The sequence below is a fragment of the Orrella sp. JC864 genome (assembly GCF_037026685.1).
In the GTDB taxonomy this organism is placed as follows: Bacteria; Pseudomonadota; Gammaproteobacteria; order Burkholderiales; family Burkholderiaceae_B; genus Orrella.
The window spans coordinates 1-17,511 of sequence record NZ_JBANET010000025.1 but is presented as its reverse complement, the minus strand read 5'-3'; the positions used below and the strand labels follow the sequence as shown (position 1 = coordinate 17,511).

Sequence of the window (17,511 nt, the reverse complement as noted above, 5' to 3'; positions counted from 1 at the left end):
GGGGCAGAGGGCGTGAGGGCGGCCACGACGGCCGTCGATCAGCGGTCGCTAACGGATCAGCCGCCACTACTCCATATCAGCCGCCCCGCCATCCCTCAACAACACCCGCACTGATCCCTCTCCGCCATCGGCTGCCTTGCCCTGCGCAAAGGCCAGCACCACCGCGTGCTGCACCAGCCAGCGCGTCACCTTGTCGCGCAGCACCGGCTCGCCGGGCGAATTGTGGCCTTGCCCGTGGATCACCCGCACGCAGCGCAGGCCTTCCTGGGCGGCTTGCTGAAGGAAGCGCGCCAGCGCCGGCCGCGCCTGCTCCAGCGTCATGCCGTGCAGGTCCAGCTCGGTCCTCACCGACCAATAGCCGCGGCGCAGCTTGCGCAGCGTATCGGGCGCCATGCCGGTGCGCACGAAGGCGTTGCCCTCATCGGTAAGCAGGCGCGCCACGTATTCATCCGAGACTTCGGGCGGCGGCTTGGGTGTCTCGGGCTCCTGGCTGCCCATGGCCCAGGCGCGCCGGCGCAACTGCTCGTCGCTGGGCGGCCTGGCATGGCCGGCCCGGGCCACGCGGTCGCTGCGAATGGGTGTGACCGCGCCCATGGCTTGCCGGAACACGGCGGCGTCTTCGGGCGGGGCCTTGCCCGTGAAGGCGCTTGCCTGCGGGGCCTGCGCCGCCGGTCCGGGCGCCGCCAGCTTGCGGGCGGCCGCCTGTTGGTTGCGGCGGTTTTCCTCGGCCTGTTTTTGCAGCGCTTTCAGTTCAGCGAAACCCTGCTTGCTGTTTTTCATCGCAGGGGCATTCCAGGATGAATAAGCGGCTTTCTCTCGGCGGCCAGCCAAGCCGCAGGCGTAGCGTGAGGGGTTCTTTCCATCGTTCCGTTCAGGTCTTTCCCAGGGTGGACAAGATGGTCGCGCTCGGCGCGACGTTTCGGCATCTTCAAGCTATATCTGCGTGTCCGGGAGGGATCCAGTGCGCCGGCGGTGCGCGCGATGCCTCGGACTCGTTGTCAGAAATAACCTACTAGGTTAGCATCTCATGGAAAAAGCAAGGCCTCATTGTCCACTGCAAAGTGTCAAGGCCTTGGTCCAGGCTGGCCGGATACAGGCCACGGTTTCGGCCTTGTCGGGCGCCGCCGCGCTGGGCCTTGATTTCCCTGCAATGGTGGATGTCGTCATGGCCCTGACGCTTCGGGATTTTCACAAAAGCATGACGACCTACGCCAACCATCGTGTCTGGCAGGACGTCTATCGGCCCGATACGGTGGCCGGGCCGGTCTATCTGAAGTTGACGGTCATCGACGATGTGCTCATCGTGTCATTCAAGGAACTGTGACCATGAAATGCCCCATATGCGCCGCGGGCAGCCTGGTGCGGGACGTCCGGGACCGGCCTCATGCCTATAAAGGCGAAACGACCCTCATACCGGCGGTGAGGGGCCTGTATTGTCCGGCTTGCGGAGAATGCGTCCTGGATGCGGCCGAGTCCGCACGCGTAAGCGCTGCGATGCTGGCATTTAACAAACAGGTGAACGCCTCGACCGTGGACCCGGCCTTCATTGCCGCAGTCCGCCGCAAGCTGGCGCTGGACCAGCGCGAAGCGGCAGAGATATTCGGGGGCGGTGTCAATGCCTTTTCTCGTTACGAAACCGGCAAGACCCGGCCGCCGCTGGCTTTGGTCAAGCTGCTCAAGCTGCTGGATAGGCATCCCGAACTGCTGAGCGAAGTGCGCGCGGCCTGATGTCCGCTTGGCCTTCTACTGCCCCGCGTTCTCCAGCCACCGCTGCGCGTCCAGCGCGGCCATGCAGCCGGTGCCGGCGCTGGTGATGGCCTGGCGGTAGACGTGGTCCTGGACGTCGCCGGCGGCGAACACGCCGGGCACCGAGGTCATGGTGGCCAGGCCGTTCAGGCCGCTGCGGGTCTTGATGTAGCCGTTTTCCATGTCCAGCTGGCCCTCGAAGATGGCCGTGTTCGGATGGTGGCCGATGGCGATGAAGGCGCCGGTGACGGCCAGCTCCTCGGTGGCGCCGGTCTGCTTGTTGGCCAGCCGCACGCCGGTCACGCCCGAATCGTCGCCCAGCACTTCCTGCAATTCGCAGAACAGCTTCAGGCGCATGTTGCCGTTTTGCACCTTGGCCATCATCTTGTCGACCAGGATGGGCTCGGCGCGGAACTTGTCGCGCCGGTGGATCACCGTGACGGTGCGGCAGATGTTGGACAGGTACAGGGCCTCCTCGACCGCCGTGTTGCCCCCGCCCACCACCACCACGTCCTGGTCGCGGTAGAAGAAGCCGTCGCAGGTGGCGCAGCCCGAGACCCCGCGGCCCATGAAGGCCTCTTCGGAAGGCAGGCCCAGGTACTTGGCCGAGGCGCCGGTGGCGATGATCAGCGCGTCGCAGGTATAGACCGCGCCGGCGTCGCCGGTCAGCGTGAAGGGACGCCTGGACAGGTCGACCTTGGCGATCTGGTCGAATACCATTTCGGTATCGAAGCGCTCGGCGTGCTGCTGGAAGCGCTGCATCAGCTCCGGGCCCTGCACCCCGGCGAAGTCGGCCGGCCAGTTGTCCACGTCGGTGGTGGTCATGAGCTGGCCGCCCTGGGCCAAGCCGGTGACCAGCACGGGCTTGAGATTGGCGCGTGCGGCGTAGACCGCCGCGGTATAGCCGGCAGGGCCGGAGCCCAGGATCAACACATGGGCGTGCTTGGGAGAAGTCATGGAAATGGCCGCAGAATCTTGAAGTTAACACCCAATTATAATGAGCCGCATGCCTCGTATGACCGCTGCTTCTCCTCGCGCTTCCCGCAACACCCGTAACGGCCCCTCGCCCTTGCAGACCCGCTTGTCGGCACTGCTGCGCGAGGCGCGCTGGATCCTGTTCGCGGCGCTGGCGGCCTGGCTGGCGCTGGTGCTGGCCACCTGGAGCCCGCAGGACCCGGGCTGGTCGCACGCCGTGCCCGAAGGCGCCATCCACAACCGCGGCGGGGTCTTCGGCGCGCACCTGGCCGATATCCTCTTCTATCTGTTTGGTTTTTCCGCCTGGTGGTGGGTGGTGCTGCTGCTGCACCGCGTCTGGGCCGGCTACCGGCGCCTGGCCACCCAGATCCGCTCGCGCGGCGAGCCCGAGGTGCTGCCGCGCGTGCACTGGGAACAGGGCGTGGGCTTTTTCATCCTGCTGGTCGGCTCGGTGGGGCTGGAAGCCTTGCGCCTGTTCACGCTGGGCATGGAGCTGCCGGCGCGCAGCGATGACGGCAGCGGGGCGGGCGGGGTCATCGGCCAGGCCCTGGCGGGCCTGGCGGCCCAGTCGCTGGGCTTTACCGGCGCCACGCTGGCGCTGCTGGTCATGATCGCCATCGGTTCGAGCCTGTTCTTCAATTTCTCGTGGCTGCAAGTGTCCGAGCGGGTCGGCCTGGCCATCGAGGCGGCCGTGCGCCGGCTGCGCGACGCCTATGTCGCGCGCCAGGACCGCAAGGTCGGCGAGGTGGCCAAGCAGGTGCGCACCGAGCAGGTGGTGGCCAAGCAGGAAAAACTGGTGCACGAGCAGCCCGTGCGCATCGAGCCGGCCATTACCGTGGTGCCCAAGTCCGAGCGCATCGAGAAGGAAAAGCAGCAGATCCTGTTCGCCGACCCGGTGCACGGCGACCTGCCGGCCATCTCGCTGCTGGATCCGCCCGCGGCCGCGCAGGAAACCGTCGCGCCCGAAACCATCGAATTCACCTCGCGCCTGATCGAGAAGAAGCTGGCCGACTTCGGCGTGCAGGTCACCGTGGTCGCCGCCCAGGCCGGGCCCGTCATCACCCGCTACGAGATCGAGCCGGCCACCGGGGTCAAGGGCAGCCAGATCGTCAACCTGGCCAAGGACCTGGCGCGCGCGCTCAGCCTGGTCAGCATCCGCGTGGTCGAGACCATACCGGGCAAGAACCTCATGGGCCTGGAGCTGCCCAATCCGCGCCGCCAGACCGTGCGGCTGTCCGAGATCCTGGGCTCGCAGACCTACCACGCCAGCAACTCGGTGCTGACCATGGCGCTGGGCAAGGACATCGCCGGCCACCCGGTGGTGGCCGACCTGGGCAAGATGCCCCACCTGCTGGTGGCCGGCACCACCGGCTCGGGCAAGTCGGTGGGGATCAACGCCATGATCCTGTCGCTGCTGTACAAGGCCGATGCCAGCCATACCCGCATCATCCTGATCGATCCCAAGATGCTCGAGATGAGCGTCTACGAAGGCATTCCGCACCTGCTGGCGCCGGTGGTCACCGACATGCGCCAGGCCGCCAACGCGCTGAACTGGTGCGTGGCCGAGATGGAAAAGCGCTACCGCGTCATGAGCAAGCTGGGCGTGCGCAACCTGGCTGGCTACAACGCCAAGATCCGCGACGCGGCCAAGCGCGAAGAGCCCATCCCCAATCCCTTCTCGCTCACGCCCGACGCGCCCGAACCGCTGGCCGAGCTGCCGCAGATCGTGGTGGTCATCGACGAGCTGGCCGATCTCATGATGGTGGTGGGCAAGAAGATCGAGGAGCTCATCGCGCGCCTGGCGCAAAAGGCGCGCGCGGCCGGCATCCACCTCATCCTGGCCACCCAGCGCCCCAGCGTGGACGTCATCACCGGGCTGATCAAGGCCAACATTCCCACCCGCATCGCCTTCCAGGTCTCGTCCAAGGTCGATTCGCGCACCATCCTGGACCAGATGGGCGCCGAGGCCCTGCTGGGCCAGGGCGACATGCTGTACATGCCGCCGGGCAGCGGCCTGCCGGTGCGCGTGCACGGGGCCTTCGTGTCCGACGACGAGGTGCACCGCGTCGTCGAGCACCTGAAGGCCCAGGGCGAACCCAACTACGTCGAGGGCCTGCTCGAAGGCGGGCTCGAAGGCGATACGGGCGAGGGCGCGGGCGGGGTCACGGGCTTTGCCGACGCCGAGTCCGATCCCATGTACGACCAGGCCGTCGAGGTCGTGCTCAAGCACCGCCGCGCCTCCATCTCGCTGGTGCAGCGCCACCTGCGCATCGGCTATAACCGCGCCGCCCGCCTGCTCGAACAGATGGAAAACGCCGGCGTGGTCTCGGCCATGCAATCGAACGGCAACCGCGAGATCCTCGCGCCCAAGCGCGAGGAAGAATAGGGCGGAACCGGCCCGCCCGCGGGCGGTCCATATCCACAGAGAGCGGCCCTTCCAGGCCGCCGACGGAGTCCTCCATGCGTATCCTGCTGATGTCCGCCTTGTTTTGCGTCTCGGCGCTGGCCCATGCCGGCGCCTCCGACCAGCTCAAGGCCTTCGTGAGCGAGGTCAAGTCGGCCACCGGCTCGTTCTCGCAGTACACCGTGGGCACGCAGGGCCAGCCCCGGCCCCGGCAGAGCGGCCAGTTCGCGTTCGAGCGCCCGGGGCGCTTCAAATGGGTGGTGCAGCAGCCCTACGAGCAATCCATCGTCTCGGACGGCAAGCAGCTGTTCCAGTTCGATCCGGACCTGAACCAGGTCACGGTGCGCCAGGTCGACGAGGCCATCGGCACCTCGCCGGCGGCCATCCTGTTCGGCTCGGGTTCGCTCGAACAGGCCTTCGACGTCAGCGAGCTGCCCGACCGCGACGGCCTGCAATGGCTGCGCGCCAAGCCGCGCGGCGCCGACGCCGGCTTTGCCCAGGTGGATATCGGCCTGAAGGGCAACCAGCCCGTGCGGGTCGAACTGCTCGATGCCTTCGGCCAGACCACCCGCGTCGAGATCACGGGCATCTCGCCCAATCCCTCTTTGCCCCAGGACGAGTTCCGCTTCGTGCCGCCGGCCGGCGCCGACGTGGTCCAGATGTAGGAAGGCCCGGCGCCGGCAGGCGTCAGGCGCCCAGCTTGACCTGGAAGCCGCGCTGCACGGCGGGGCGGGCCATCAGGGTGGCGTACCAGCGCTGCACGTTGGGATAGTCGGCCAGGCCCACCTTGTGGCGCTCGTGCCGCCAGGCCCAGCCCAGGATGGCGAAATCGGCCACCGACAGCGTATCGGCCACGAACTGCCTGTCCGCCAGGCGCCGGTCCAGCACGCCGTACAGGCGCCGCGTCTCGTCCAGGTAGCGCTTGACCCCGTAGCGGCGGTCCTCTTCGTTTTGCAGGCCCAGGAAGTGGTGCGCCTGCCCGGGCATCGGCCCGAACCCGCCCATCTGCCACATCAGCCACTCCAGCACCGGGATCCGCTCGCCCAGGCCGCGCGGCAGGAACTTGCCGGTTTTCTCGCCCAGGTACAGCAGGATCGCGCCGGACTCGAACACGCTGACCGGCTTGCCGTCCGGCCCGTCCGGATCGACGATGGCCGGGATGCGGTTGTTCGGGCTGATCTTCAGGAAAGCCGGCTCGAACTGCTCGCCGCGTCCGATATTCACGGGGTGCACGGTATAGGGCAGTTCCATTTCTTCGAGGGCGATGCTGATCTTGCGGCCGTTGGGCGTATCCCAGGTGTGCAGTGCGATGCTCATGCGTTCGGGTCCAGGCGGTTGCGGGAAGGCCGGCGCCTTTGAAATAGGCGCCGGCCCCGCACACGACGGTACACCAAAAGTCCCCCGCTGGACGACACCGCCGTTCTTTTCAATCCACGGTGACCCCGGCCATCTTGATTACGCCGGACCATTTGTCGATCTCGGCGGCCAGGTAGGCTTCGAATTCCTGGGGCGTGCTGGTCACCACCTGGGCGCCGAGCTGGGCGAAACGGGCGCGCACATCGGGCTGCTCCAGCGCCTGCACGATGTGCCGGTTCAGCGAGTCGATCACCGGCCCGGGCGTGCCGGCCGGGGCCAGCACGCCGCCCCAGGACGTGGATTCGAAGCCGGGCACGCCTTGCTCGGCGATGACGGGATACTGCGCCAGCGAGGCGGGACGTTCCCGGGAGGCCGTGCCCAAGACCCGCAGCTTGCCGCCCGTGATGAACGGCATGGCCGCCACCGACGTGGCGAACGTCATGCCCACGTGTCCGCCCTGAACGTCGGTCATCGCCGGTACGTCGCCCTTGTAGGGCACGTGCACGATGTCGATGCCGGCCATGTCCTTGAACAGTTCGGCTGTCAGATGCGTGGCGGACCCGGGCCCGCCCGAGCCGAACTGGACGGTGCCTGGATGCTTGCGGGCATGCTCGATCAGTTCACCCACTGTTTCGACCTGCAGGGACGGGCCCACCAGCAGCACGATAGGCACCGAACTGGCTAGCGTGATGGGTGCGAAGCTCTTGCGCGCATCGAACGGCAGCTTGGGGTACAGGCCGGCATTGATGGCGTTCGGGCCGACATTGCCCATCAGGATGGTGTAGCCGTCCGGGGCCGCCTTGGCCACGGCTTCCAGGGCGATGATGCCATTGGCGCCGGGCCGGTTCTCGATGATGAACGGCTGGCCGTAGCTTGCTGTGAGCTTTTCGGCCAGCAGCCGGGCAATCACGTCGGAGGCGCCCCCGGGCGGATAGGGGACGACGAAACGTACCGGCTTGGACGGATAGGCGGGCTGTTGCGCGATGGCGGCGCCTGCGCCGGCCGCGGCAAGCACGAGCAGGGCTGCCCGCGCGATACGGATCCACGTTTTCATGCCGAAGTCTCCTGTGGTTCTTATAGGGAAGGCGCCTGCCGGTTCGGCTGCGAGGCCGGCGCCTGGGCCAAGATCGCGGCTAAGCCCGCACGACTTCTCCCAGATATGCACCGGCCTGCACCAGCGCGGGCTGCAGGCGTGCCATGGGCAGTTCGGCGCAGGGCGTGGCCGTGGCCGAGCATAGCGCCGCGGCCACGCCGGCGGCTTCGCCGGTGGTCATGCAAGGTGCCATGTTGCGCGTGGCGCCGTTGGCGTATTCGCTGACCGAGATGCAGCGCCCGGCCACCAGCAGGTTGCGCACGTTCTGCGGCACCAGCGCGCGGTAGGGGATGTCGTAGGCGCCGTCGCCGCCGATGTCTATATGTTCCTGCTTCTTGCCGTCGGGATGGTGAATGTCCACCGGAAAGCACCCCTGGCCGATGGCGTCGTCGAAGCGGCGGCCGGCGCGGATATCCGACTCGTCCAGTTCGTACAGGCCTCGCACGTTGCGGGTCTCGCGCACACCGACGAAGGCATTGGGTATGAACGAGGCATGTTCGAAACCCGGCACGTGGGCGCGCAGGAAGGCCCCCAGCTTGTGCAACTGCTCGGTCAGCGCGACGGTGGCGCGCGAAAGCGCGATGGGATCGCTGCCGTCGATGTGCGCCAGCCGGCTACCGTTGAAGTTCAGCTGGTCGGGCCAGACCGTATTGGTCCAGAACTGGTGGTCGTCGTGGTCATAGATGCCCAATTCGCGCAGCACGCCGTTCCACCGGGTGAAAGTGCCGTGGAAATACACGGGGATGGGCTCGGACTCTCCCCGCTTGGTGGCCCACGCTGGCGGGTGCTCCGAGAGCGCCTGGCAGGCGCGTCGCGTGTCCACCGAGACCACGCGCATCATCATCGATACAGGCTGCATTGCGCCCGAGCCGCTCCAGCCGGTGCGCACCGGCGCCTGGGCCCGCAAGGCCAGGTCCGCATCGCCTGTCGCATCGACGAATACCCGCGCTTTCAGGTAGCCCAGCTTGCTCTTGCTGCATACCAGGACGCGCTCGATGCTGTCCTGACGCATGTCGGCGTCGACCAGCGCGGTGTTGTACAGGATCGTCACGCCCGCGTGCGCCAGCATGGCCGTGGTCTGCATGCGGAACAGGTCGGCATCGACCGGCGTGACCGAATGCACGTAGCCTTCTGGCAGCGGCACATGGCCGACCGCGCCGCCTTGTTCGACCAGCGCGTCGACGATTTCCTGGGCCAGGCCGCGCACCACCTGCCGGCCATCCTTGGTCTTGAACGTATGGATGCACAGCCCGGTAGCGGCGTTGCCGCCGATGAACGGCCGCGGCTCCAGCAGTACGGTGCGCGCGCCCTGGCGGGCGGCCGCCAGGGCGGCGCAGATGCCGGTCACGCCCGCACCGGCAACCAGCACATCGTAGGTTTCATCGATCAGGTCTGCGGGGGTCTGCATGGCGTCTCGTCGTTCCTCTGGTTGGTTCGTCTGACCTGTCCGACTGCCGGCTGGTAAGTCCATGCCGGCGCGGGCAGGCGTCATACCGACTCTATGGCAAGCCCTTTGTGCATACAATTGATGAATTGTTATTGATTAATCAAGCAACTTGATGAATTTGACCTTGCGTCACTTACGGGCCTTCGTTGCCGTCGCCCAACTCGGCGGTTTTTCGGCCGCGGCGGCTCGCTTGCATCTGACCCAGTCCGCCTTGAGCATGCTGGTCCGTGCGCTGGAGGAAGACCTGGGGGTGACGCTGTTCGAGCGCACCACGCGCAAGGTCATGCTGACCGACGCCGGCCGGGGCTTCCTGCCCCAGGCCGAAGCCATCCTGGTGGATCTGCATAACGCCGTGGCCGAGACGCGCGCATGGGCGGCGCGCGCACGCGGGCGCATCGTCGTGGCTACCACGCCCACTTTTGCTGCAACGTTGCTGCCCCGAGCGCTCGAACGTTTTCAAGTGGAGCATCCGGACGTCCTGGTTGTCGTACGCGACGACCTGGGCCCGGCAGGCATTCAGCGTCTGGTCCAGGAAGGCGCGGCCGAGCTGGGTATCGCGCCGGTGGACCGCAGCCGCGCCGAACTGCTGGTGATAGAGGTGTTGATGGACGACGAACTGGTACTGGCCGTGCCGGTTGCCCATTCCCTCGCACGCCTGCGCCAGGCAAGCTGGAAAGCGCTGGCCGGCGCCCCCCTGATCGCCTTCGGGCGCGACAATGCCTTGCAGGCACTGGTCGATGGCGCTTCGGCTGCCGCAGGCGTGCAACTGGCCCCGCGCTACGAGGTCTCTTCGATCTCCACCGCCGTTTCCATGGTGGAGGCAGGGCTGGGCGTAGCCGTCCTGCCGTCTTATGCGCGGACCCTGCGGCGCTCGCGGCGTATCCAGTACCGGCCGCTGGTGGCGCCTGCGGTGCAGCGCGAGTTGTGCCTGCTGGCGCACCGCGACCGCGCGATGCCGCCTGCCGCACAGGCTTTCGGGCGGATTCTGCGGGCGCAGATGGCTGCCGACGTGGTGTAATAACTGGATGTCCGAACAGCATTTGCAGCCATGAGCGCAGACCTTTTCACCGCCGCCGGGCCGGCCGGCAGCGTGCCGCTGGCCGAGCGCCTGCGCCCGCGCACTCTTTCCGACGTGGTGGGGCAGTCGCACCTGCTCAGCCCCGGCAAGCCCCTGCAGGTGGCCTTCGCCTCGGGCCGGCCGCATTCCATGATCTTCTGGGGCCCGCCGGGCGTGGGCAAGACCACGCTGGCGCGCCTGATGGCCGAAGGCTTCGACGCCCAGTTCATCGCCATCTCGGCGGTGCTCGGCGGGGTCAAGGACATCCGCGACGCCGTGGTCTCGGCCCAGGTCGCGCAGGGCCAGGGGCGGCGCACCATCCTGTTCGTGGACGAGGTGCACCGCTTCAACAAGGCCCAGCAGGACGCCTTCCTGCCCTATGTCGAAAGCGGCCTGTTCACCTTCATTGGCGCCACGACCGAAAATCCGTCCTTCGAAGTCAATTCGGCGCTGCTCTCGCGCGCGCGGGTCTACGTGCTGGAGTCGCTCAGCCAGCCGGAGCTGCTTACCCTGATCGAGCGCGCCGTGACGGCGCTGAACCAGGACGGCGGCGGCGAGCCCCTGCTGTTCACCCAGGCCGCGCGCGAGCAGCTGGCCGGCTGGGCCGACGGCGATGCGCGCCGGCTCATCAACGCAGTCGAGGTCGTGGCCGAGTCCGCGCGCACGGCCGGGCGCGGGCAGGTCGACCCCGAGTGGCTGGAAACCGCGCTATCGCAGAACCTGCGCCGTTTCGACAAGGGCGGCGACGCCTTCTACGACCAGATCAGCGCCTTGCACAAGGCGGTGCGCGGCTCGGACCCGGACGCCTCGCTGTACTGGTTCGCGCGCATGCTCGATGGCGGCGCCGACCCGCGCTACCTGTCGCGCCGCATCGTGCGCATGGCGATCGAGGACATCGGCCTGGCCGACCCGCGCGCCGGCGAGATCGCGCTGTCGGCCGCCGACATCTACGAAAGGCTGGGATCGCCCGAAGGCGAGCTGGCGCTGGCGCAGGCGGTGGTGTACCTGGCCTGCGCGCCCAAGTCCAACGCCGTGTACATGGCCTACAAGGAGGCGCGCCGCTATGCCGAGACGCACGGCAGCGCCCCGGTGCCCATGCACCTGCGCAATGCGCCCACCAAGCTGATGAAGGCCCTGGGCCACGGCCGAGCCTACCGTTATGCCCACGACGAGCCTCACGGCTATGCAGCCGGCGAGCGCTACATGCCCGACGGCCTGAACGCGCGGTTCTACAAGCCGACCGACCGCGGCCTGGAGGCTAAAATCCAGCAAAAGCTGGCTTTCCTGCGCGAGCTCGACCGCCAGTCCCGAGGCGGCAAGCCGTCCTGAAGCCGCCGCCATCCGGCGTGCCGCACGGCCCGGCGCGCCGATTTTTTTCATCCTCTTTTTTCCGGTTCATCATGCTCGACCCGACCCTGCTGCGCAAAGATCTTCAATCCGTGGTTGCCCGGCTGCAAGCCCGCGGCTTCGCTTTCGACGTCGCACGTTTCGAGTCGCTCGAGTCCCGCCGCAAGGCGCTGCAAACCGAAACCGAGTCGCTGCAGGCGCGGCGCAACGCCCTGGCCAAGCAGATCGGCCAGCTCAAGGCGCGCGGCGAGGACGCCAGCGCCGTGATGGCCGAATCGCAGGCCGTGCCCGCGCGCCTGAAAACGCTCGAGGAAGAACTGGGCGCCCTGCAGCAGGAGCTCAACGCGCTGCTGCTGGCCGTGCCCAACCTGCCGCACGAAAGCGTGCCGGCCGGCGCTTGCAGCGACGACAACGTCGAAGTGAGGCGCTGGCTGCCCGGGCAGGCCGGTCCCGATGGCAATCCGCCCGCCTTGCCCTTCGTGCCCCAGGATCACGTGGCGCTGGGCGCGCCGCTGGGCCTGGACTTCGACACCGCCGCCAAGCTCTCGGGCGCGCGCTTCGCCTTCATGCGCGGCCCGGTCGCCCGCCTGCACCGCGCGCTCGCGCAGTTCATGCTGGACCTGCAGACCACCGCGCACGGCTACACCGAGTGCTACACCCCCTACATCGTCCACGGCTCGACGCTGGTGGGCACGGGCCAGCTGCCCAGGTTCAAGGACGACATGTTCTGGGTCACCAAGGGCGGCGAGTCCGAACCCGAGACGGACGAGCAGGGCCGCCCCGTCCCGCGCGAAGACCTCTACCTGATCTCCACCTCCGAGATCACGCTGACCAGCTCGGTGCGCGATGCCATCGTGCCGGCCGAGCAGCTGCCCATCAAGCTGACCGCCCATACGCCGTGCTTTCGCTCGGAAGCCGGCAGCGGCGGGCGCGACACGCGCGGCCTGGTGCGCCAGCACCAGTTCGACAAGGTCGAGATGGTGCAGATCGTCCATCCCGCGCAATCCTACGAGGCGCTCGAAGAAATGGTGGGCCATGCCGAGGCGGTGCTGCAAAAGCTCGAACTGCCCTACCGCGTGGTGCTGCTGTGCACCGGCGACATGGGTTTCGGCGCGGCCAAGACCTATGACCTGGAAGTCTGGCTGCCGGCCCAGGACACCTGGCGCGAGATCTCGTCGGTGTCCAACTGCGAGGCCTTCCAGGCCCGCCGCATGCAGGCGCGCACCCGCGCCGGCCAGGGCAAGCCCGAATACCTGCACACCTTGAACGGCTCGGGCCTGGCCGTGGGCCGCGCGCTGGTGGCCGTGCTCGAAAACCACCAGCAGGCCGACGGCTCGATCCGCGTGCCCGCGGCGCTGCAGCCCTACCTGGGCGGACAGGCGGTGCTCAAGGCCTAGCGCCTGGCCATGCCCGCGGGATGCACACGGATCCCGCGGGCATGACCACGGCGTGACCTGTCATCCTCCCGAGCATCCTACTTTCCGCTGCAATACCCGCCTGCCACGATACGACGCTCCAGCTTAGGGCAGGAGAAGTCGGATGCAAGCGAGCAGGGCGGCCGCCGCGCGGCGGGACAGGCATGGGCGCGGCCGGGACGGCCGGCGCCAGCGCGGCTTCTCGCTGATCGAGATCATGATCGTGGTGGTCATCATGGGGGTGCTGGCCGCGCTGGTCGTGCCCAACGTGCTGGACCGCCCCGACCAGGCCCGCGCCGTGGCCGCGCGCCAGGACATCGGCGCCATCATGCAGGCGCTCAAGCTCTACCGGCTGGACAACGGCCGCTACCCGAGCAATGCCCAGGGCCTGCGCGCGCTGTCGGAAAAGCCCGGCGACGGCCCGGTGCCGCCCAACTGGCGGCCTTACCTGGACCGCCTGCCGGTCGATCCCTGGAACAACCCCTATCAATACCTGAATCCCGGCGCCAACGGCGAGATCGACGTCTTCTCGCTGGGCGCGGACGGCCAGCCGGGCGGCGAGGGCGTGGACGCCGACATCGGCTCCTGGCAGCTCTAGGCAGGAGCCGCGATGCAGCATCGCCAGCGTCCCTTCGTGCCGGGCCAGCAGGGCATGGCGGCCGTGGCCGCGCTGCTGATCGTGGCCGTGGTCAGCGTCATGGCCGCCGGCATCCTGGCGCGCCAGGCCGCCCGCACCGATAGCGCGCAGGCCGAGCAAAGCCGCGTGCAGGCGCGCTGGCTGCTGCGCGGCGGGCTGGCCTGGGCGCAGGCGCTGCTCGAGCGCGAGGCGCAGCGCGACCCGGCTACGCGGCTGGACGGCGCCTGGAGCCAGCCCGTGGCCTTGCGCCCGGGCGGGCGCTCGCGTGCGCAGTTCGGCGTCTATCGCGGGGAAATCATCGACGAGCAGGGCAAGTTCAACCTGCGCAACCTCGAATGGGACGGCGAGGTGGTCGTCTCCGAGGTCGAGGCCTTCACGCGCCTGTGCGCGATGCTGGGCGTGCCCGCGGCAAGCGCCGACGCCATCATGCGCCGGGTGCTGCTGGCCATCGCCTCGCCGCAGCGCGCCCCGCGCCCCGATGCGCAGGATCCGCAGACGCAGGCCCGGCGCCAGGCCGAGCAGCAGGTGCGGGCGCGCCTGGGGCTGCCCGCCAGCCTGCCCCGGCCCCGCGCGCCGTTCCCGCGCGCGCTCGAAGACCTGCTGGCTGTCGAGGGCGTGGACGCCCAGGTCATCGCGCGGCTCAAGCCCTACGTCACCATCCTGCCGGCGCGCACCTGGCTCAACGCCAACACCACGCGCGCCGAGGTGCTGGCCGCGTGGATCCCGGGCTATACGCTCGAACGCGCCCGCGCGCTGCTCGGCCAGCGCGACCAGGGGCAGTGGTTCGTCAACCGCGGCGACATCATGAACCGCCTGCAGATGCCCGAGCTGCGCAACGAACGCCTGCCCATCGGCATCCAAAGCAATTTTTTCCTGGTGCGCGGCGTGGTCGAGCACCAGGGCGTGGTCATGATCATGGCAGCCCTGCTGCACGACGACAAGCGGACGACGCCGCGCGTGGTCTGGACCCGGGAAGGCGCATGAAACCGGCCGGCCTGCGCCTTGCCCTGCCGCGGCTGGACCGGCTGCAGCCCGACGCCGTGGCGGCCTATGCCGTGCTGGCCGGCGGGCAATGGCAACCGGGGCAAGCAAGCCTGGCCGAGATCGCCCGGCGTTACGGCATGCTGCGCGCCGAGGCCGTGCTGCATCCGGAATCCTGCGCGCTGGTGGCCGTGTCCATGCCGCCCTTGCCCGAGAAGCGCCGGCGCGCCGCGGTGACGGGCGAAGTCGAGGCACTGGCCCTGGGGCCGGTCGAATCGCTGGCGCTGGCCTACGGGCCGCGCCAGGCCGACGGCGCCGTGCCGCTGGCCTGGCTGCCGCAGCAGGCCCTGCAGACGGCCATGGCGCAGCTGCGCGCCATCGGCCTGCGCCTGCAGGCCTTGTATCCGGCGCCGTTTTTCCTGCCGGTGCAGGGGCCGGCGCCGGCCATGATCCAGGTCGATGGCTGGCAGATGGTGCGCACCGGCACGGCCAGCGGCCTGGTCCTGCCGCCTGGCGCGCCCTTGCCGGCCGAGGCCGCGGCCGCCGCGATGCCGCCGCCGGCCTTGTGCTGGTCCGGCCCCGCGCCGGGCTGGTCGCTGCCGGTCCCGGGCGCGCACGCGGGGCGGCCGGCGGCGCGCTGGGGCCTGGCCGCCGCCCTGCTGGCCGGCGCCATGCTGGCCTGGCTGGGCGGCCTGAGCCTGCAGGCCGCCCGCCTGGCCACGCACGGCAAGGCCCTGCAAGACCATATGCGCGCGCGCGTGCAGGACGTCTTTCCCGAGCTGCCCATCGTGGTCAACCCCTTACAGCAAGCCCGCCAGCAGCGCGAGGCGCGGCTGGCCGGCGCGTCCGAAGAGGCAGGCGAGCCCGATTTCGCGCGCATGCTGCGCGCGGCCTCGGCCAGCCTGGACGGCTTGCAGGGGCAGGTCCAGACGCTGCGCTACCAGGACGGCGTGCTCTTCATCGGCCTGCGCGGCGGCCCGCCGCCGTCCGAATCGCAGGCCGCCGCCGTGGCCGAGCGCGCCCAGGCCGCGGGCCTGAGCATCGCGCCGCACGCCGGCGGCTGGCAGGTGCATGCCCGGCAAGAGAGCCTGGCGGCGCGGCCCGCCGCCGGCCAGGGCAATGGCGCAAGCAGGACGGGCCGATGAGCGGGCTGTCGCAGCGCCTGAATGCCTGGGCCGCACGCCGGCGCGCGCCGGCGGCGGCGCAGGCCCGCTGGGCGGACTTGCGCAGGCGCGCGGCCGCCCAATGGCGCACGCTGTCCGCGCGCGAGCGGCGCCTGTGCGCGGCCGCCGCGGCCGTGCTGGGCGCGGGCACGGTGTGGCTGTTCTGGGCCGAGCCGGCCTTGCGGCAGATCAGCCGCTGGCAGGCCGAGATCCCCCGCCTGCAATCTCAGGCCGCCGCGCTGGAGGAGGTGCTGCGCGACGTGGCGCCGCCTTCGGCCGGCACCGCGTCCGGGCACGGCGACCTCGGCCAGGCCTTGCGCCAGAGCCTGGCGCAAGCCGGCCTGGCGGGCCGCTTCGCCCTGGACCAGGCCGATGGCCGCCAGGGCGGCGCGCAGGCAGGCACGGTGCGCGTGGCCTTCGAGGCCGCCCCCGCGCACGCCTTGATGCCTTGGCTGCTTGCCGGCCCGGGCAGCCTGGGGCTGGCGGTGCGGCAGGCGCAATTGCAGCGTGACCCGCAAGCGCAGCCCGATGCGCCCGGCACGGTTACCGGCTGGCTGCAACTGGCCAGCCCCGATACTCTTGAGGAAGATTCCTGATGCGGCAGTGCGATGCAAGGCAAGAGGCCGTTGCGGCCCAGGGGGCGGACTATTCGCTAAAGCATGATTCTTATCTGAATCAGGTCATGCTGGCGGGCCGGCACGTGCGCCCGCCCGGGACGGACGGCCCGCGCTGCGTGCCGCGCGCCTTTCCCTGGCTGTTCTGCGTGCTGCTGGCCGGCTGCGCCGCGCCGCAGGCCGAAGAGCCGCTGTTGCGCGCGGGCGTCTATACCCCGGCGCCGGCCCGGCAGGCGGCGGGCATCGAGCCGGCGCCGCCGGCCCGGGCCGAGCCCTTGCCGCCCGCCGAGCGGCAGCCCGTCATCCGCCCGGTGCGCCAGTCCGGCGCCGCTGCCGGCGCGGGCCCGTCCGCCGGCGCGGACCGCGCACCGCGGCCGGCCGGCCCGCCCGACCTGAACGACGGCAAGGTGTTGCTGAACTTCGTCGACGCCGACCTGCAAGGCGTGCTGCGCGCGCTGGCGCGCTTTACCGGCCGCAACTTCCTGGTCGATCCGCGCGTCAAGGGCCAGCTGACCCTGGTGTCCGATGGCGAGGTGTCGGCCGATACCGCCTACGGCATGCTGCTGGGGGCCTTGCGCATGCAGGGCTACACCATCGTCGATGTCGGCGGGGTCAGCCGCGTGGTGCCGGCCGCCGATGCCAAGCTGCAAGGCGGCGGCGTCAACGAGCCGGCCGCGCCGGGCGGCATGGCCACGCGCACTTTCCGTCTGAGCTACGAGAACGCCGAGAAGCTGGTGCCCATCCTGCGCCCCATGATCGCGCCGGACAATCCCATCACCGCCTATCCCGGCAACAATACCATCGTCGTGACCGACTACGCGGAAAACCTGGAGCGCATCGCCCGCATCATCGAAAGCATCGACACGCCCACCGCGCTGGATACGGACGTGGTCAAGATCTACAACGGCGTGGCCCTGGACATCGCCGCCCTGGCCGCCGAGCTGCTGCAGACCGGCGGCCAGCAGGGCGAGGGCATCGCCGTGCTGGCCGACCCGCGCTCGAACAGCGTGATCATCCGCTCCAGCAGCCCCGAGCGCACCGCCGTGGCGCGCGACCTGGTCATCAAGCTGGACAACGTGCAGACCGATCCGGGCAACCTGCACGTGGTGCATCTGCGCAATGCGCAGGCGACTCAGCTGGCGGCCGTGCTGCGCGGGGTGCTGACCGGCGAATCCGGCATGGCCGGCGCCGGCGGCGACGATGCCGTGCGCGCCGCGCTGGGCGCGGGCGGCATGCTGGCCGGCCCGGGCGCGGGCGCCGGCGCGAGATCGGAAGA

General features: G+C 69.4%; 17 protein-coding genes. 12 read left to right on the top strand and 5 right to left on the bottom strand.

Going from position 1 to position 17,511, the window contains the following annotated elements; translation table 11 throughout:
• Nucleotides 1-66: 66 nt before the first annotated feature.
• Nucleotides 67-780, bottom strand: a complete 714-nt coding sequence (locus V8Z80_RS18370) for a Smr/MutS family protein (protein ID WP_336063044.1) — start codon at nt 778-780, stop codon at nt 67-69.
• Nucleotides 781-1,027: 247 nt separating this feature from the next.
• Here V8Z80_RS18370 and V8Z80_RS18365 point away from each other — a divergent pair, with 247 nt between their 5' ends.
• Both V8Z80_RS18365 and V8Z80_RS18360 read left to right on the top strand, forming a co-directional pair.
• Nucleotides 1,028-1,324: a type II toxin-antitoxin system MqsR family toxin gene (locus V8Z80_RS18365; protein ID WP_336063043.1), complete on the top strand. Its 297-nt coding sequence runs from the start codon at nt 1,028-1,030 to the stop codon at nt 1,322-1,324.
• A 2-nt stretch (nt 1,325-1,326) separates the two neighbouring features.
• Entirely contained in the window at nt 1,327-1,728 is a 402-nt protein-coding gene (locus tag V8Z80_RS18360) for a type II toxin-antitoxin system MqsA family antitoxin (RefSeq protein ID WP_336063042.1), read from the top strand.
• A gap of 15 nt (nt 1,729-1,743) precedes the next feature.
• On the opposite strand, the gene trxB is transcribed toward V8Z80_RS18360, so the two are convergent.
• On the bottom strand, nt 1,744-2,703 hold the full coding sequence (trxB, locus tag V8Z80_RS18355; RefSeq protein ID WP_155195673.1) for a thioredoxin-disulfide reductase: 960 nt from the start codon (nt 2,701-2,703) through the stop codon (nt 1,744-1,746).
• A gap of 49 nt (nt 2,704-2,752) precedes the next feature.
• On the opposite strand from trxB, the gene V8Z80_RS18350 reads away from it, so the two are divergent.
• Together V8Z80_RS18350 and lolA are read left to right on the top strand one after the other, a co-directional pair.
• Nucleotides 2,753-5,107 (top strand): DNA translocase FtsK, encoded by a 2,355-nt coding sequence (locus V8Z80_RS18350; protein WP_155195671.1) that lies wholly within the window; start codon nt 2,753-2,755, stop codon nt 5,105-5,107.
• Nucleotides 5,108-5,181: 74 nt separating this feature from the next.
• The gene (gene lolA, locus V8Z80_RS18345; protein ID WP_336063041.1) at nt 5,182-5,790 is read left to right on the top strand and encodes an outer membrane lipoprotein chaperone LolA; all 609 of its coding nucleotides are present in this window, start codon (nt 5,182-5,184) and stop codon (nt 5,788-5,790) included.
• A gap of 22 nt (nt 5,791-5,812) precedes the next feature.
• Here the strand turns inward: lolA and V8Z80_RS18340 are convergent, their stop codons facing one another.
• From V8Z80_RS18340 to V8Z80_RS18330, 3 genes are all read right to left on the bottom strand, one after another.
• Nucleotides 5,813-6,442, bottom strand: coding sequence for a glutathione S-transferase family protein (locus V8Z80_RS18340; RefSeq protein ID WP_336063040.1), 630 nt, complete (start codon nt 6,440-6,442; stop codon nt 5,813-5,815).
• Between the two features lie 109 nt (nt 6,443-6,551).
• Entirely contained in the window at nt 6,552-7,535 is a 984-nt protein-coding gene (locus tag V8Z80_RS18335; RefSeq protein ID WP_336063039.1) for a Bug family tripartite tricarboxylate transporter substrate binding protein, read from the bottom strand.
• 79 nt (nt 7,536-7,614) lie between these two features.
• Nucleotides 7,615-8,982 (bottom strand): FAD-dependent oxidoreductase, encoded by a 1,368-nt coding sequence (locus tag V8Z80_RS18330; RefSeq protein WP_336063038.1) that lies wholly within the window; start codon nt 8,980-8,982, stop codon nt 7,615-7,617.
• Nucleotides 8,983-9,133: 151 nt separating this feature from the next.
• On the opposite strand from V8Z80_RS18330, the gene V8Z80_RS18325 reads away from it, so the two are divergent.
• From V8Z80_RS18325 to V8Z80_RS18290, 8 genes are all read left to right on the top strand, one after another.
• Nucleotides 9,134-10,039, top strand: a complete 906-nt coding sequence (locus V8Z80_RS18325; protein ID WP_336063037.1) for a LysR family transcriptional regulator — start codon at nt 9,134-9,136, stop codon at nt 10,037-10,039.
• A gap of 30 nt (nt 10,040-10,069) precedes the next feature.
• Entirely contained in the window at nt 10,070-11,407 is a 1,338-nt protein-coding gene (locus V8Z80_RS18320) for a replication-associated recombination protein A (protein WP_155195659.1), read from the top strand.
• A gap of 71 nt (nt 11,408-11,478) precedes the next feature.
• Entirely contained in the window at nt 11,479-12,822 is a 1,344-nt protein-coding gene (gene serS, locus V8Z80_RS18315) for a serine--tRNA ligase (protein ID WP_336063036.1), read from the top strand.
• Nucleotides 12,823-12,964: 142 nt separating this feature from the next.
• The gene (gene gspG, locus V8Z80_RS18310; RefSeq protein ID WP_155195655.1) at nt 12,965-13,438 is read left to right on the top strand and encodes a type II secretion system major pseudopilin GspG; all 474 of its coding nucleotides are present in this window, start codon (nt 12,965-12,967) and stop codon (nt 13,436-13,438) included.
• A 12-nt stretch (nt 13,439-13,450) separates the two neighbouring features.
• Entirely contained in the window at nt 13,451-14,461 is a 1,011-nt protein-coding gene (gspK, locus tag V8Z80_RS18305; RefSeq protein WP_155195653.1) for a type II secretion system minor pseudopilin GspK, read from the top strand.
• The gene (gspL, locus tag V8Z80_RS18300) at nt 14,458-15,603 is read left to right on the top strand and encodes a type II secretion system protein GspL (protein WP_336063035.1); all 1,146 of its coding nucleotides are present in this window, start codon (nt 14,458-14,460) and stop codon (nt 15,601-15,603) included. The genes gspK and gspL overlap by 4 nt, the downstream gene beginning before the upstream one ends.
• Nucleotides 15,600-16,217, top strand: a complete 618-nt coding sequence (gspM, locus tag V8Z80_RS18295) for a type II secretion system protein GspM (RefSeq protein WP_155195649.1) — start codon at nt 15,600-15,602, stop codon at nt 16,215-16,217. Before gspL ends, gspM begins: the two co-directional genes overlap by 4 nt.
• Before the next feature lie 86 nt (nt 16,218-16,303).
• Nucleotides 16,304-17,511, top strand: a 1,208-nt coding sequence (locus tag V8Z80_RS18290; RefSeq protein WP_336063034.1) for a secretin N-terminal domain-containing protein, incomplete at its 3' end; no start/stop codon positions are given.